A 16,070-nucleotide genomic window follows, 5' to 3' on the forward strand; every position below is an offset into this window, starting at 1 on the left:
CGCTACATCGGTTATGAAGGTATAGGAGCACTATTGTTCCGATCAGGGTGAGCAGCTGGGTTCGATAGGTATAAATAGGCTATCTTGCTAAAAAAAAGACCTATACCAAAACGGTATAGGTCTTTTCTTATTTACAGTCTTTAATCAGGCTTAAACACCCAATAATAAACGAGCTGGATCTTCTAATAATTGCTTTACACGTACCAAGAAGCTAACTGATTCACGGCCATCAATGATGCGGTGGTCGTAAGAAAGTGCTATATACATCATTGGACGGATCACCACCTGACCATTTTCAGCAATTGGACGTTGGATGATGTTGTGCATACCCAAGATTGCCGATTGTGGCGCGTTGATGATTGGCGTAGACATCATTGATCCGAATACACCGCCGTTGGTGATTGTAAATGTACCACCGGTCATTTCATCGATCGTTAATTTGTTGTCACGTGCCTTACCTGCCAACGCAGCAATTGCTTTTTCGATCTGCTCCAATGACATGGCATCTGCATTACGAATAACTGGAACTACCAATCCTTTAGGTGCAGAAACCGCGATTGAAACATCTGCGAAATCAGAATATACAATTTCGTTATCTTCAATACGTGCATTGACAGCAGGCCATTCAGCTAACGCAGTGGTTACTGCTTTTGTAAAGAACGACATGAAACCTAGACCGATTCCAAATTTCTCTTTAAAGGTATCTTTATATTTGGCGCGTAAATCCATGATCGGCTGCATATTGACTTCATTGAATGTTGTCAACATCGCTGTTTCGTTTTTAACGGCAACTAGGCGTTTCGCGATCGTTTTCCGTAAGGAAGATAATTTCTCACGACGTTCGTTTCTAGCACCTGCGACGGGAGCAACTGTCGCAGGTGGAGCCGCAGCAGGTTTTGCTGCTGGTGCAGCAGTTTTAGCAACAGGTTGAGCTTTTTCGGCATCTTCTTTAGTGATACGGCCTTCTTTCCCTGTTCCTTTTATTGTAGAAGCATCAATTCCTTTTTCTCTTAAGATTTTTGCAGCAGCAGGAGAAGCTGTACCAGCAGCATAGCTATCTGGATCTTCGTCTTTCGCGGCAGCCGCTGGAGCAGCAGTTGATGATGCTTCCTTAGCAGGGGCAGCAGCTGGAGCTGAATCGCCAGTAGGGGCAGCACCCTCTTCAATTGTACAAACAACAGCACCGATTTCTAAAGTATCACCTTCTTGTGCAATGATTCTTAAGATACCTGCTTTTTCAGCTGGTAATTCAAACGTTGCTTTGTCTGATTCCAGTTCGGCGATGTTTTCATCCATCTCCACATAATCGCCATCTTGTTTCAACCATTGTGATAAGGTTACCTCCGTGATTGATTCACCTACGGTTGGTACTTTAATTTCTAAGCTCATATATAATGTTCTTTATTGACAATTGCGTCCTAGCTATAGGACGCAATTGATTTTAAATTGTTTTTATTCGAATGATTTATTTAAGATTGATGCCTGTTGAGCAACGTGTTGTTTCATGTAACCTGTTGCTGTACTTCCACTTTCTTTGCGGGCAACAAAACCGGTGAATGCAATCTCAGTACCCATGAGTTTACGGCAATAATAAGACCAAGCACCCATGTTTTCGTTTTCTTCCTGAACCCAGACAAACTCTTTCGCTTTTGTGTATTTTTTGCGGATTGCTTTCAATTGATCTGTAGGGATTGGAAACAACTGCTCGATACGAACGATAGCAACATCTTTGCGCTTATCCGCCTCTTGTTTTTCTAATAAGTCGTAATACACTTTACCCGAACAGAACAATACGCGTTTAACATCTTTTGCTGAAACATTAACATCGTCGATTACCTCTTGGAAAACACCTTCTGTAAAGTCTTTTAAAGGCGACACGACTTTTGGATGACGCAACAATGATTTTGGTGTAAATACAATCAATGGTTTGCGGAACTCGCGTACCAGTTGACGACGCAACAAATGGAAGTAGTTTGCAGGTAAAGTACAGTTGGCTAAGATCATATTTTCATCTGCACACAGCTCCAAAAATCTTTCGATACGTGCTGAAGAGTGTTCAGGACCCTGACCTTCCATACCGTGAGGAAGCATCATCACCAATCCGTTGGAGCGTTTCCATTTCGTCTCTGCACTGGATAAATATTGATCAACGATAATTTGAGCACCGTTATAGAAATCTCCGAATTGAGCTTCCCAGATTGTCAACGAATTTGGATTAGAAGATGCATAACCATATTCAAAACCCAAAACAGCATATTCTGAAAGTAACGAATTGTAGATAGAGAATTTATCGCCACCTTTAATATTGGCTAAAGGAACATATTTCTCTTCCGAATCTTCAAGCGTCAATACCGCATGACGGTGTGAGAATGTTCCACGTTGTACATCCTGACCCGAGATACGTACACGGTTACCTTGATCCAATAATGTCGCGTAGGCCATCAATTCACCCATTGCCCAATCGTATGAATCCGTATCGATCATTTTGGCACGGTCTTCAAATAAACGCGTAATCTTACGGAAGAATTTTTTGTCAGCAGGTAAGGTTGTAATTTCTTTTGCTAATTTTAAAAATAGATCCTTTGCTACCTTGGTTTTATCGGAGGTTGTTAATACTTCACCTTTTTTAGCAGGACGCAATCCTTCCCATGCACCTTTAAACATCGGGATCTCTTCAGTCAATACCTCAACTGTTTTAGATTCCTCAAATTTAGTCTGTAGTGTAGCTTTAAATTCCTTCTCGATAGTTTTGGAATATGCTTCGTCAATACTTCCTTCAGAAATTAATTTTTTAGCATACACTTCTTTCGGGTTGGGATGCTTATCGATAAGTTTGTACAACAATGGCTGCGTGAATTTTGGTTCATCGGCCTCATTATGTCCAAATCTTCTGTAACATAAAAGATCGATAAAGACGTCAGTTTTGTATTTCTGACGGTACTCTACAGCTAAATTGATGGCGTATACCACTGCTTCAGCATCATCACCGTTGACATGGAATACAGGTGAAGAAGTGATTTTTGCGACGTCGGTACAATATGTACCCGAACGGGCATCCTTATAGTTTGTTGTAAATCCGATCTGGTTGTTAATGACAATATGTACAGTACCACCAGTTTTGTAACCATCTAGTTTCGACATCTGGGTTACTTCATACACGACACCCTGGCCAGCAATTGCCGCATCACCATGGATGATGATCGGTGCAATTTTCGATGAATCACCATCATATTTGAAGTCGATTTTAGAACGTACCATACCTTCTACAATTGGATCTACCGTTTCCAGGTGTGAAGGGTTAGGAGCCAAACTTAGGTGGACAGATTTGCCATCGTTGGTTTTGACTTCAGAAGAGAAACCCAAGTGGTATTTTACGTCACCACCAAAGTTCACTTCGGGATCGTCGGCATAAGTCTTACCTTCAAATTCAGAAAATACTGACTTGTAAGATTTACCCATAATATTGGTCAATACATTGAGACGGCCACGGTGAGCCATACCAATAACAAATTCCTGAATACCGATTTCTGCTCCTTTTTCGATAACAGAATCTAGCGCAGGGATTAAACTTTCGGCACCTTCAAGTGAGAAACGTTTTTGACCTAAAAACTTAGTACCCAAAAAGTTTTCGAATACGACAGCATGGTTTAATTTGTTTAAGATTCTCTTTTTGGTATCTAAAGAGAATTTAGGCATGTTACGATCCGCTTCCATACGGTCCTGTAACCATTTAATTTTCTCTGGGTTACGGATATATTTGAATTCTGCACCAATGGAACGGCAGTAAGTATCCTCTACCAATTGACGGATGTCTTTTAATGTTGCTGGACCTAAGCCTACTTCAACACCGGCATTGAAAACGGTACTCATGTCTGCTTCAGCAAGACCAAATGTCTCCAATTCCTTGCCAGGATAGTATTTACGTCGCTCACGCACAGGGTTTGTGTGTGTGAATAGGTGACCACGATCGCGGTAGCCATTAATCATGTTCAGCACGTTGATTTCTTTCAAAACGTGCTCAGGAGTAGCTTCACCTACTGAACTTGTTGTTCCACCAGCATTTTGACCGAAATCAAAACCTTCAAAGAATTTTTGCCATCCGAAATCTACCGATTGGGGATCTTGCTTGTACGATTGATATAAGCCATCGACATAAGCCGAATCAGCATTACTCAAATATGTCAGATTGTCCATTTACAATTAAAACTATGAAATTTGTCAAAGTTATGAATAAAAAAAGAGTTTCTAATACTGAAATTGAATAATTTAATCAATAAATCTATCCAATTCTTAACATTTTTAGCATGATTTTAAAGGAGATTCCGGCGTGCTAAAAAGGTCTTTTCCTTCGGAATATTTATTTCCGACGAAGATTTATTTAACCATTATTTCATCCAGTTTTGGAAGTCCATTCGGGAAATGAGTTTTGATCAATTTTTGCCAATCCAGTGCCTTATTATCTTTTTCACTCGTACCTACGCCAGCGACATGAGACCACTGTCCATATACGGTGGCAGGAGAATAGTCCAGCAGGTGCTCTTCATACCAGGAAGCTCCACGAAGCCAATTGACACCATACTCATGCACCAGATAGCTGGCGGCAATAAAGCGTGCCTGATAGGGGATGTAGCCCGTCTTCTGCAATTGAATCATCACACTGTTTATAAAATCATGTTCTGTACGGCCTGATTTCCATTTATCAAATCGTTCGTCATCGCCGTCAGCGGTTGGAAAACCCTGCGGTGCACTAGTGTTAAAGCCCTGTGGTTTAAAAAATATATTCGGATATTTTTTTAGCATAAACCTAAAGTAATCACGCCAAAGAAGGATGTCAATAATCTTCTCAAACCGTTTGTCCTTTTTGCCTTCACCCAATTTTTTGATATTTTGATATAAAAGGATTGGGGATAAGGCGCCTGAGGCAATAAAAGGACCGAGGATGAGTGGATCCTGATCCGTCTCTGGGTAGGTTGACAATAGTGCATGCATAATACTGAGTGCGGTATCTTCGCCTCCGAGAATGTAGATGTCGTCAACAGATTTGATCTCCTCTGCTGAATAACCTAAGTCTTTCAGTGAGGGAATTTTGGTGTCCTCTAAATGGGGGGACGTAAGAAAGTTGGTCGGTAACGGAATCGGTTGCCGAACTAAACTTTCCCGCTCAACTTTTTTCTTGAAAACAGAAAAAGCATTGGGTATATCCTTAATCGGAAATGGAAGGTCTTCTTTGTGATAAAGGGTATGACCGATGAAATGACGGAGATTTATTTTGCTGCTCCAAAGTCCACTTTCTACTTTTTCGGAAATAGAGGTCTCCCGAAGTGCGACTTCGCGGTGGTGATAAACTTCGTGAACTTGATACTTTTGCGCGATTCTAGGAATAATGTCTTCAGGCTTGCCTACATAAGTCAACAAGTCGCTACCATGGCTCTTTAATTTTTCTTTTAGAGCCGTAACCGCTTCGATAACAAAGGCCGCTCGCAGAACACCAGTCTTCAAGTTGCCAAACTGATTTCGGTCGAAATATCGCGGATCAAAACAATATACCGGGATAATAAATGAACTTTTTTCAGAAGCTTGATAAAATACTTCATTGTCATGAAGTCTTAAATCATTTCGAAACCAGATCATTGTAGCCCTTTTGTCCATAGAGGTGAAGATAAATACTTTTTAGTGCAGCCTATTTTCAGAAGATTTACAAATATATAAGGATATTGTGTTCTTGAAAGTATTTATTCATGAATTGACAAAAAAAGGACAATGACAGTTGTCATCAAGCTGTCGTAGTCTTTTTTATCGAAAAAATAAAAATTAGTGTTAAACTTATTTGGCGTTTTTCTGTTCTAAAATCAGAGTAAACACAGCTTACTAGCGGGGGTAGGATCATGTTTCATGACCACTATAGTGAGAACGAATTATAAAATCGGGATGGTTTCATAGCCATAAAATAGAGCATTCGAATGAAAAAGGTTTTAATCAGCGGGCTAAATACCTATTTGGGACGACGGGCATCCTGTTATCTGCAATCCAGCGATTTTGATGTGACGGGATTAGTCCGCAACTTATCTCTTTTTAATAGAATCGTGAAAGAACAGGTTACGGCTAAGCTTTTTGAACTCGACCTCTTGCGGAAAGGTGAGGCTTATGAGAATTTTGAAATCTCAGATCTTAATTTTGGAATTTATTTTACCCAAGTCCCTTCGCTGGATAATGATATACAGCTTCAGCTTGAATTGCTCGGTCTGCGCAATTTCGTGGAGCTATGTAAGCGGGGAGGCAATAATCGTGTTATTTACGTCGCGCGGCTAATGGACGAACATTTTCTGGAGCCCGTGCGCAGTCTTCTTGAAAATTTACGTGTGCAATATACCATTGTGATTAAAAGCAGTGTGGTGGGAAAAGAGAGTGTACTGAACCGAATATTTGCTAAGCTTGCGCGACGGCAAACTATATTTTATTGGAATTGGGTAGCTTCCCTAAAATTTAGACCACTTCCTCTGCTCGATGTATACCGTTGGCTGCGGGAAATGCCCTGGGAAAATAATTTTATATCCGAGATCATTTACCTCGGCGGCAATGAGGAAATGACTTTTAGAGGGTTATTTTACCATTTTCTGAATTGCTCATCCGAACGTCCTAAAAAAGAGATCGGTGTCAATAAATTCTTTGCTAAACTTTTGTTGACAAGATTGAATGATATCAATAAAGAAGATATCGATGAGTTTAGAAGAGTGCTTTATTATGAAAAGAATGTCGATAACACAACTTGGCAGAAAATACAGGCATTTGAATTTACTCCTTTGAAAACGTATGTCTGCGTAGACACCTAATCTACCGTTCAGGGGATATGAGAACAATAGTTTTTATCGCGGTTTTTCAGATAGGCGTTTTCGTATGTTCTAACGGTTTTTATCCTGTTTAATAAATTATTCTGTTAAATTTGTGGATTAACATGTTGAAGCAGATTTAATATATGGGGTACAATAGTTTAGAAGCATGTGTTGCGGATCTTGAAAAGCATGGACATTTGATCCGGATCAAAGAAGAGGTTAATCCTTATCTCGAAATGGCCGCCATACATATGCGGGTATTTGATGTTGAGGGACCGGCCTTGTATTTTGAAAATATCAAAGGTACCACATTTCCTGCGGTGTCCAATTTGTTTGGTACGTTAGAACGTTCGAAATTTATGTTTCGCGATTCGCTGGATCACTTAAAGAAATTGGTGGACGTTAAAATGAATCCTGCCGCGGTGCTGAAAAACCCTTTCCAATATATTGGTTCGTCTATGACAGCGTTAGGGGCGCTACCTTGGAAAAGGAAGTCGGGTGCTCCTATTCTTCATGGAAAGACATCCATTAGTAAACTTCCACAGATTGTCAACTGGCCTATGGATGGTGGTGCTTTTGTGACGATGCCGCAAGTATATACCGAAGATGTCAGCAAACCTGGTATCATGCATGCTAATCTCGGGATGTACAGGATTCAGCTTTCTGGTAACGATTACCTACCGGATCAGGAAATTGGTTTGCATTATCAGTTGCATCGTGGCATAGGGATACATCAAACAAAGGCAAATGCACTTGGTAGACCTTTAAAGGTGAGTATTTTTGTCGGTGGACCTCCTGCACATCCGTTAGCTGCTGTAATGCCATTGCCCGAAGGACTTTCTGAGATGATCTTCGCGGGCGCATTGGGTAATAGAAGATTCCGTTATTTCTATGATGATGAAGGGTTTTGTATTTCGGCAGATGCTGACTTTGTGATCACAGGTACTGTTTATCCGAATGAAAATAAGCCCGAAGGTCCTTTTGGTGACCATATCGGCTATTATAGCCTGACCCATCCATTCCCATTGATGAAAGTACACAATGTGTACCATAAGAAAAACCCGATTTGGTCTTTTACCGTTGTGGGGCGTCCACCGCAGGAAGATACCAGCTTTGGCGCCTTGATCCACGAAATTACAGGTACTGCTATTCCACAGGAGATTTCAGGCCTTCATGCTGTTAATGCTGTTGATGCCGCTGGGGTGCACCCCTTGCTCTTCGCCATAGGTTCTGAACGATATACGCCTTATCAGCGTGTGGATCGACCGCAGGAAATTTTAACGATAGCCAATCAGATACTGGGTAAAAATCAGCTCAGCCTTGCTAAATACTTGTTTATTTCAGCAAATGAAGATAATCCGCAATTGGATATTTATGATATTCCGGCTTTTTTGGGTCATATCCTTGAACGCATAGACCTTACGCGGGATGTTCATTTTCAGACCAATACGACTATCGATACTTTAGATTATTCCGGAGATGGATTAAATGCCGGTTCCAAGGTGGTTTTTGCTGCCGCTGGTACAAAGAAAAGAGAATTGGGCCGTGAATTGCCGGCTGGTTTTGAACTACCCCGACCTTTCAATCAGGCAAAATTTGTCCTACCCGGTGTGATAGCGATCGATGGTCAGGCATTCTCTGGTTACGAGAATGAATCGAATATTATGGCGGAATGGTGTCGCGCTGCCGCTTCAAGCTCTTGGGAAGGTTTTCCATTGATCGTTTTATGCGATGATGCTAACTTTACCGCTGCTACTGTCAATAACTTTGTTTGGACAACGTTTACCAGAAGTAATCCTGCATTTGATATTTATGGAATAGGTAGTTTTACAACATTTAAACATTGGGGTTGTAAAGGTCCCTTGATTATTGATGCGCGAACAAAACCCCACCATGCCCCGGCTTTGGTCAAGGACGAAGCGGTGGAAAGACGTGTGGATCGGCTTGCTGCAAAGGGAGGCTCACTTCATGGCGTTATTTAAGAGCGTTTAATGCCTGTTCATTCAGGTTTATGGGGGAGAAATTAAATTCGAATAGATTTTAAAAGGTATAACATTAAGATGAATACAGCAGAATTATTGATTAAATCAAAAGGAAGCGAATTACAGTTTCAGGAAGTATTGGCGCATATTGCCGATCACTACAGCTATAGTCCCAGTGCATTTCAGAATGGGACGCTTAAAAACTCAAAAGAAGAAAATCAAGGTAGTGCAAAAGTGTTCTATTTTGCGCAGTTAAATAATCTTTCCCAAGAAGATACATTGCGCCTTTTTGCCGAGCATTATCAAAATGTACTCGATAATCCAGACGGAGATGGCCATCAGAACATTCGTCAATTTAGGACAAATGGCTGGGATGGGATCCTGTTTGAGGAAGAAGTACTGGTAAAAAAATGATAGATTAAACCTGGTAGCGGTAAAAATTTGAGATGCACAGGAAAATATCTTGTTGTGGCAGTTTTGAAAAGACAAAATTGAAATGGCCGTTCCACAGGGTAGCATAGGTGCTACACGATAACGAAACCAAGGGAATAGAAAGGGCAGTAGGAGTAGATTACTGCCCTTTTTTGCCAATATTGTCTGTTGAGCAGTTGGCTTAAGCGTTACTTTCGCAATCTTCTTCTTTATTTCCACCAAAGTAAACCATCCAGCAAATGCCGAACTGGTCTTGAAAAGCGCTGTATAGTTCGGCAAAAAATGTTTCTCCGAGGGGCATTTCGACCAACTTTGCATCGGTAGTTAACGCATCATATAATGTTCTTGCCTCTGTCTTGCTTTCACACATGAGCATGACATAGCTGTTGTTTCCTTGAATATACTGTTGTCCAAAAGCGGAAACAACATCAGCGCCCATCAGCATGCTATCTCCATTGATGGAAATTGCGGTGTGACAGATTTTATTTTTTGCGTCGTCTGGAACAGGGGGCATTTGTGGATCAGCAGGAATATCTCCGTAACGCATATAACCGGGGTTCTTGGTGTTGAACACTTTTTCATAAAAATTGAAAGCTTCTTCGCAGTTTCCGTTAAAATTCAAATAAGCGTGTAATTTTGCCATAATTTCTGGTTTTGAATGTATATTACTTTTTGGGCTTCCTATATTCCATCCTGTTATCCTATTGAAGCAGACTACATGCGGCCGGGAAAGCTTAAGTAAAAATAACCTCAAAACTGCTTAAAAAACTTGCCTTAAGACAAGTTTAAAAAAAAAGAGCACGCTTGTCAGGGAAAGGGTCAATTACCTTGAGCAATTTCTTTGCGGATACGACTCAAAGAAGTATCAGTAATGCCCAGATAAGAGGCAATGTGCTTAAGTGGTGCTTGCTGTAATAATAGGGGCTTTTCTTTCATGAGGTGCAGATAACGTGCCGTTGCCGGTTCAGTAATCATAGCGGTCGCTCTATTTTTACTGTGAACAAGCTCTTTTGCCATCCAGGATCGTCCCCATTCCCTAAATTCAGGAATCTGATGAAAGAGCTCCTGAAAATCTTCGAATTTTATTTTCCAAAGGCGGGTTTCCACGAGTGCCTGAATATTTTCTACCGTTGGACTACGTTGAAAAAAGGACGCCACTTCAATGACTACCTCTTTGTCAATACAAAATCCGGTAGTGACTTCATTACCATCGTAATCGTGTAAAAAAGAACGTGTGAGTCCGTGCTCAATCAGGTAGTAGGCATTTGAAACCTGCCCTCTGGTCAATATAAAGTCGCCCTTTTTGACCGTTATGGCCGTATGTTTTTCAGTGATAGCAGTCAATTCCTCTGCTGTGAGCGCTAGCTCGCTGTAAAAGGTTCTGATTGGATCCATGTCTTGGTTATTTGATTATAAGTCCAATTTAATCATTAATGTCCAGACCGACTGCTGATCTTTTGTGTGATTATTTTAAACAAACATGTGTTTCATTGATAATTTTGTTTGTTTTGAAAACTATTTTTAATAAAAATATAAAAAAATTTGAAAATTATTGTGAAATTAGTTTTTAATTGTTTTACTTTGTGTCAATAACATAATGTAAAAAAGAAATCTTTAAAAAGTTCATAATATGTGTGGAATTATTGGCGCTTTTGAATTAAAGCAACCTGCAAGCTCATTGAGATCTCAAGTATTGGAAATGTCAAAACGTATTCGTCACCGTGGTCCTGACTGGTCGGGTATTTTTACTGGCGAAAAAGCGTTGTTGGCACACGAGCGATTAGCTATCGTTGATCCTAAATCGGGAAGTCAACCTTTGTACAGTCCGGATGGTCAAGTTGTACTGGCAGTTAATGGCGAGATCTATAACCACCATGAATTAAGAAATAGTCTTCCCGATTATGAATTTTCGACACAAAGTGATTCTGAGGTTGTGCTGGCTTTATATTTAGCCAAAGGGCCTTCATTTGTTGACGAATTGAATGGTATTTTTAGTTTTGCACTATATGATTCGCGTGACGATTCTTTTTTTGTTGCCCGTGACCATATGGGAATAATTCCATTATATTATGGTAAAGATAAAGAGGGGCAGTTTTTTGTCGCATCGGAATTAAAATCACTGGAAGGTTTCTGTGAGACGATCGAACAATTTCCTCCGGGTCATTACTTGTATAGTAAAACCGGAACAGTTCCGCAGCGCTGGTACCAACGCGATTGGGAAAGTTATGACACAGTAAAAGATAACGAAACGGATATCGCTGTATTGCGCAAAGGATTGGAAGATGCGGTGCATCGTCAGTTAATGTCAGATGTGCCCTATGGTGTATTGCTCTCTGGAGGATTGGATTCATCTGTTATTGCTGCCGTAACGAAGAAGTTTGCGTCTAAACGTATTGAGAGTGACGATCAGGAAGATGCTTGGTATCCTCAATTGCATTCATTTGCGGTAGGTTTGAAAGGTGCACCAGATTTAATTGCAGCGAAAAAAGCTGCTGATCATATTGGCACAATACATCACGAAATTAATTTTACGATCCAAGAGGGATTGGATGCTATCCGTGATGTAATCTATCACTTGGAAACGTACGACGTTACAACAGTCCGTGCTTCGACACCGATGTATCTATTGGCGCGTGTAATCAAATCGATGGGAATTAAAATGGTATTGTCTGGCGAAGGTTCGGACGAACTTTTTGGTGGGTATCTCTATTTTCATAAAGCACCCAATGCACAGGAATTTCACGAGGAAACTGTACGCAAGCTGAAAAAACTTTATCTATATGATTGTCTGCGCGCAAATAAATCACTTGCGGCTTGGGGAGTTGAGGGACGTGTACCTTTCTTGGACAAAGAATTTATGGATATCGCCATGCGCATCAACCCTTCCGATAAAATGATCCGCGACGGAAGAATGGAAAAATGGGTGGTACGTAAAGCGTTTGAAGATTATTTGCCCGAGAGCATCGCTTGGCGCCAGAAAGAGCAATTTTCGGATGGTGTAGGCTACAGCTGGATCGATACCTTGAAAGAGCAGGCTGAAAATAAAGTTTCTGATCAGGAATTTGCCGAAGCTTCGACGCGCTTCCCGGTAAACACGCCGAAAAATAAAGAATGAGTTTTTATATCGAACAATTTTCGAGTCACATTTTCCGTCAAAAGCGGCGGCACAAACTGTTCCTTCAGTAAAATCTGTTGCATGTAGTACGCCCGAAGCGTTGGCATGGGATGCTTCTTTCCAGCATCTGAACGACCCTTCGGGTAGAGCAGTGGCTTCTGTGCATCAAGAGAGCTACGAAAAATCGAAAGTGGAAGCTGTGTAACTAATCAACCTTCATATCTATATTTTTAGTAAAGCCTGGAAAGTATCTTTTCAGGCTTTTTTATCCCTTCTTTTGGCATTTCCGAGCGAAATAAAAAGATATGATTGAGCTACTCTAAAATAATGTGTGTTTTTAAATATTCTTTAGTAATTTTCGGAAACGCCATTCACTGGAAACTCTGGTTTGTCGAATTAATTCCAGTTGATCAAAGTGCTGTCTTTTTTGAAGCTCCTGATTGGAGCTAATGGAATGTACACGAGGCAGATCACGCTTGCGGTGTCTGTTTGTTGACGGATAATTATAAAATAAGTAATAATAACATATGAAAATAGATGCAATGATACCATTCGGAATAAAATCTTTTGGATTAGCACTTCTTTTATGGAGTACTCCCCGGGTTTTTGCTCAGCATAAGGAAGCGATGGTCTCGTCGATTGTCCAGGAAGCACATGCAAATTCGCAATTGGAAAAGTATGCATTTGAGCTGATCGACATGATTGGTCCTCGTCTTGTTGGGAGTCCACAAATGCAACAGGCGCACGACTGGGTTGTTAAAAATTATAATTCGCTTGGAGCGCAGGCCCGTAATGAGGCGTATGGCGAATGGCGTTCTTGGGAACGGGGCACCTCGCAGGTGACGATGACCTATCCGCGGGTGAAGTCCTTGGAAGGTACACAATTGGCCTTCAGTCCGATGACAAAGGGGAAAGGTGTCGAGGCGGAGGTGGTGACTATGCCTTTGTTTCAGTCTCAGTCCGACTTTCAGTCGTGGCTTAGAACTGTCAAAGGGAAAATTGTGCTTATTGGCATGAATCCATTGTCGGGACGTTCAGATGCCAACTGGAAGGAATCTGCTACTGCTCGAGGTTACGAAAAATATCAAACCTTAAAAAACGATCAGCTAAAAATGTGGGAGCGCAGTATGGTCTACACGGGAAGCACTCGTCGGACATTGCCTTTAGCATTGGAAGAAGCAGGTGCAGTTGGTGTCATAGATTCTTACTGGACAGAGTTGCCGGGTATCACGCGTATTTTTGATGCAAAATCTAAACAGATTCCCGTCTTTAATGTGGGACTGGAGGATTATGGTCTTTTATACCGAATGGCAGAACATGGGGTCAAACCCCGGGTGTTGCTTCAGGGAAATTCAAAAGAACTTGGAATATCAAAAACCTATAATAGTATCGCCGAGATCAAAGGTAAGGAAAAGCCCAATGAATATGTTGTACTGTCGGCACATTTAGATTCTTGGGACGGGGCCTCTGGCGCGACCGATAATGCTACCGGTGTGATTACCATGATGGAGGCCGTCCGTATTTTAAGGAAGGTTTATCCGGATAATAAAAGAACAATTTTGGTTGGGAACTGGGGGAGTGAAGAGCAAGGACTGAACGGTTCTTCTGCGTTTGTCGAAGACCATCCTGAGCTTGCAAAAAATATACAGGTGGTGTGGAACCAGGATAATGGAACAGGTCGAATTGTTCGTATTGGGGGAAGTGGTTTTGAAAAATCTTACGAATACATTGGTCGTTGGTTGCGTTATCTACCTGAAGATTTTCGCAATGAAATTCAAACGAGTTTTCCCGGTATGCCAGGGACCGGAGGAAGTGATCATTCTTCGTTTGTTCAAAAAGGAATTCCGGCATTTGGACTTTCTTCGACTTCTTGGGACTATGGTAAATTGACCTGGCATACCAACCGTGATACCTACGATAAGATTGTATTTGATGAGGTGAAGCAAAATGCCATTATTGTTGCAATTTTGACTTACTTGGCCTGTGAGGAGCCGACATTGGTTTCACGCGACAAAATCACATTACCTATCGATAAAGATGGTAAGCCAGCAGCATGGCCAACGAATCTTCAGTCGAAAAGAACAAGCGGCAATTAGTTATGAAACAACTCATCTTAGTTTATCTATTTCTCGTATGCGGTCTTTTTTCTTTTGCACAGACTTCATTTGTCAATTTAGAAAACTACAGGACAGAGTGGCTGATCCTTCGTGAAAATGACCGATCTTTGGTGGGTATTCGTAGTTTTACATCGAACGCTGTAAAATATTACCTCACGGTAGATCCTACTACACTTCAAACGCGTGTAGTAGGGGATCGATCGGTAAGCGTGCGCTATAAAGATGCGAATCAGGTTAATAAAAGTTTAAAGGGTTCTGTATATGAAAGGTGTTTTTCCTTCGTTAGAAAAACCGAGAATAACTTACAGGATGCTGGTCTGAATTTTAGCCTTCCTAAAGAAGCGGGTATTAATTTGACAATCGATTTATGCCCTTCACATAAGCCCTTGGATAAAGCTATTTTTGAAGATCTTCTATTGGCGTTTAGGGGTGTCGATGGTACTTTGCCATTGGCTGTTTCTGTTTCGGGTAAATGGATGCTGAATCATGGGGCTGATCTGGAATGGCTAAAGTCGCTGGCAGGAAAGGGTATCAAGATTACCTGGATCAATCATACGTATGACCATGTCTTTAACAATCATCCACTGTCGTCCAATTTTCTGCTTTCTAAAAATACGGATCTAAGGTTTGAAGTGTTGGAAAATGAAAAATTGATGCTGAAGAATGGCCTTATGCCTTCGGTGTTTTTCCGATGTCCGGGCTTGGTTTCAGATCGCCGAATTATTGAACACCTGATATCTTATGGTCTCCTTGCCGTTGGATCGGATGCCTGGCTGGCTAAGGGGCAACAGGCGAAGAATGGGAGTATTGTCCTGATTCACGGTAACGGAAACGAGGAGCTTGGGGTACATGACTTTATCAAATTACTCCAGGCAGAATCGGAGGCAATAAAAACGAAGCACTGGACATTGTATAGTTTGTCTGAAGGCTTAGATCAAAATGAGCACTAGCCATTAAATAGCTTATTTCTTACGATCGTTTTACCTTGACGGAGTAAAATAGCATGATAAAAGCTGGGTATATCATTTGACCAGTTTTTAAGTATTAGGATGATTGCAACAATCTCCAGGCGGGTTATTAATCCTATCCAGATTGTTAATTGGAATAGAATGGTGGATTGGCCGTGGAGTAGCAATTCGATTAAAAATGCGAATAAAAAAAGTGTCCAGACCTTGGCCCCGATAGAGTGTGTTGCGATTTCTTTTTTGAACTTGATGAAGCTAATGACGTAGGTTAATGCTTCTGATCCGATCAGGGTCAAGATCAATGCGGCATTATCTTTAAAAAAATCGGGACTGCTCAGGTAGGCTGCCAGGCAGATACAGCAGAAAAATAACAGGTCCACACTAGAATCCCAGCGTCTTAACAAGGCAGTAGCGACACCCAACCTTCGGGCAATGATACCGTCAAAAATATCACTCAGTAATCCGATGATAAGGAAAGAAACAGCATACCAGTTGAAATGATCAATCTGGAGCCAATACAAGAGGATAAGCAACGGTCCTAGAATAAGGCGAAGTAATATCAGGATAAATGGAATGTGTCTTTTCGATAGCAATGTTTACTTGGTTAAAGCAGTGTGTTTAAAGATAGT

Annotated in this window: 12 protein-coding genes; 6 read left to right on the top strand and 6 right to left on the bottom strand. The window is 41.1% G+C overall.

From position 1 onward, the window contains the following. Positions 1-150: 150 nt before the first annotated feature. From odhB to QE382_RS05870, 3 genes are all read right to left on the bottom strand, one after another. Positions 151-1,389 carry a 2-oxoglutarate dehydrogenase complex dihydrolipoyllysine-residue succinyltransferase gene (gene odhB, locus QE382_RS05860; protein ID WP_307185066.1) on the bottom strand — a complete coding sequence of 413 codons (1,239 nt, stop codon included), beginning with the start codon at positions 1,387-1,389 and terminating at the stop codon, positions 151-153. A gap of 63 nt (positions 1,390-1,452) precedes the next feature. Next, entirely contained in the window at positions 1,453-4,194 is a 2,742-nt protein-coding gene (locus tag QE382_RS05865) for a 2-oxoglutarate dehydrogenase E1 component (RefSeq protein WP_307185067.1), read from the bottom strand. 180 nt (positions 4,195-4,374) lie between these two features. Next, on the bottom strand, positions 4,375-5,649 hold the full coding sequence (locus QE382_RS05870; RefSeq protein ID WP_307185068.1) for a deoxyribodipyrimidine photo-lyase: 1,275 nt from the start codon (positions 5,647-5,649) through the stop codon (positions 4,375-4,377). A gap of 311 nt (positions 5,650-5,960) precedes the next feature. On the opposite strand from QE382_RS05870, the gene QE382_RS05875 reads away from it, so the two are divergent. The 3 genes from QE382_RS05875 to QE382_RS05885 all read left to right on the top strand — a co-directional run bounded on the left by QE382_RS05875 (position 5,961) and on the right by QE382_RS05885 (position 9,226). Continuing rightward, a complete protein-coding gene (locus tag QE382_RS05875; RefSeq protein ID WP_307185069.1) occupies positions 5,961-6,830 on the top strand; it encodes a hypothetical protein in 870 nt (289 codons plus the stop codon). Positions 6,831-6,973: 143 nt separating this feature from the next. After that, a complete protein-coding gene (locus tag QE382_RS05880) occupies positions 6,974-8,812 on the top strand; it encodes a UbiD family decarboxylase (RefSeq protein WP_307185070.1) in 1,839 nt (612 codons plus the stop codon). 78 nt (positions 8,813-8,890) lie between these two features. Further along, entirely contained in the window at positions 8,891-9,226 is a 336-nt protein-coding gene (locus QE382_RS05885; RefSeq protein WP_307185071.1) for a HopJ type III effector protein, read from the top strand. 199 nt (positions 9,227-9,425) lie between these two features. On the opposite strand, the gene QE382_RS05890 is transcribed toward QE382_RS05885, so the two are convergent. Next, entirely contained in the window at positions 9,426-9,887 is a 462-nt protein-coding gene (locus QE382_RS05890) for a VOC family protein (protein ID WP_307185072.1), read from the bottom strand. 176 nt (positions 9,888-10,063) lie between these two features. After that, positions 10,064-10,639: a Crp/Fnr family transcriptional regulator gene (locus QE382_RS05895; protein ID WP_307185073.1), complete on the bottom strand. Its 576-nt coding sequence runs from the start codon at positions 10,637-10,639 to the stop codon at positions 10,064-10,066. A gap of 235 nt (positions 10,640-10,874) precedes the next feature. Here QE382_RS05895 and asnB point away from each other — a divergent pair, with 235 nt between their 5' ends. From asnB to QE382_RS05910, 3 genes are all read left to right on the top strand, one after another. Then, positions 10,875-12,359 (top strand): asparagine synthase B, encoded by a 1,485-nt coding sequence (gene asnB / locus QE382_RS05900; protein WP_307185074.1) that lies wholly within the window; start codon positions 10,875-10,877, stop codon positions 12,357-12,359. A 527-nt stretch (positions 12,360-12,886) separates the two neighbouring features. Continuing rightward, the gene (locus QE382_RS05905) at positions 12,887-14,455 is read left to right on the top strand and encodes a M20/M25/M40 family metallo-hydrolase (RefSeq protein ID WP_307185075.1); all 1,569 of its coding nucleotides are present in this window, start codon (positions 12,887-12,889) and stop codon (positions 14,453-14,455) included. Between the two features lie 2 nt (positions 14,456-14,457). Further along, positions 14,458-15,426 carry a polysaccharide deacetylase family protein gene (locus QE382_RS05910; RefSeq protein WP_307185076.1) on the top strand — a complete coding sequence of 323 codons (969 nt, stop codon included), beginning with the start codon at positions 14,458-14,460 and terminating at the stop codon, positions 15,424-15,426. Here the strand turns inward: QE382_RS05910 and QE382_RS05915 are convergent. Continuing rightward, positions 15,423-16,034, bottom strand: coding sequence for a CDP-alcohol phosphatidyltransferase family protein (locus tag QE382_RS05915; protein ID WP_307185077.1), 612 nt, complete (start codon positions 16,032-16,034; stop codon positions 15,423-15,425). The two genes, QE382_RS05910 and QE382_RS05915, sit on opposite strands and share 4 nt — an antisense overlap. Between the last annotated feature and the right edge of the window lie 36 nt (positions 16,035-16,070).

The sequence above is a fragment of the Sphingobacterium zeae genome (genome assembly GCF_030818895.1).
GTDB classification, from domain to species: domain Bacteria; phylum Bacteroidota; class Bacteroidia; order Sphingobacteriales; family Sphingobacteriaceae; genus Sphingobacterium; species Sphingobacterium zeae.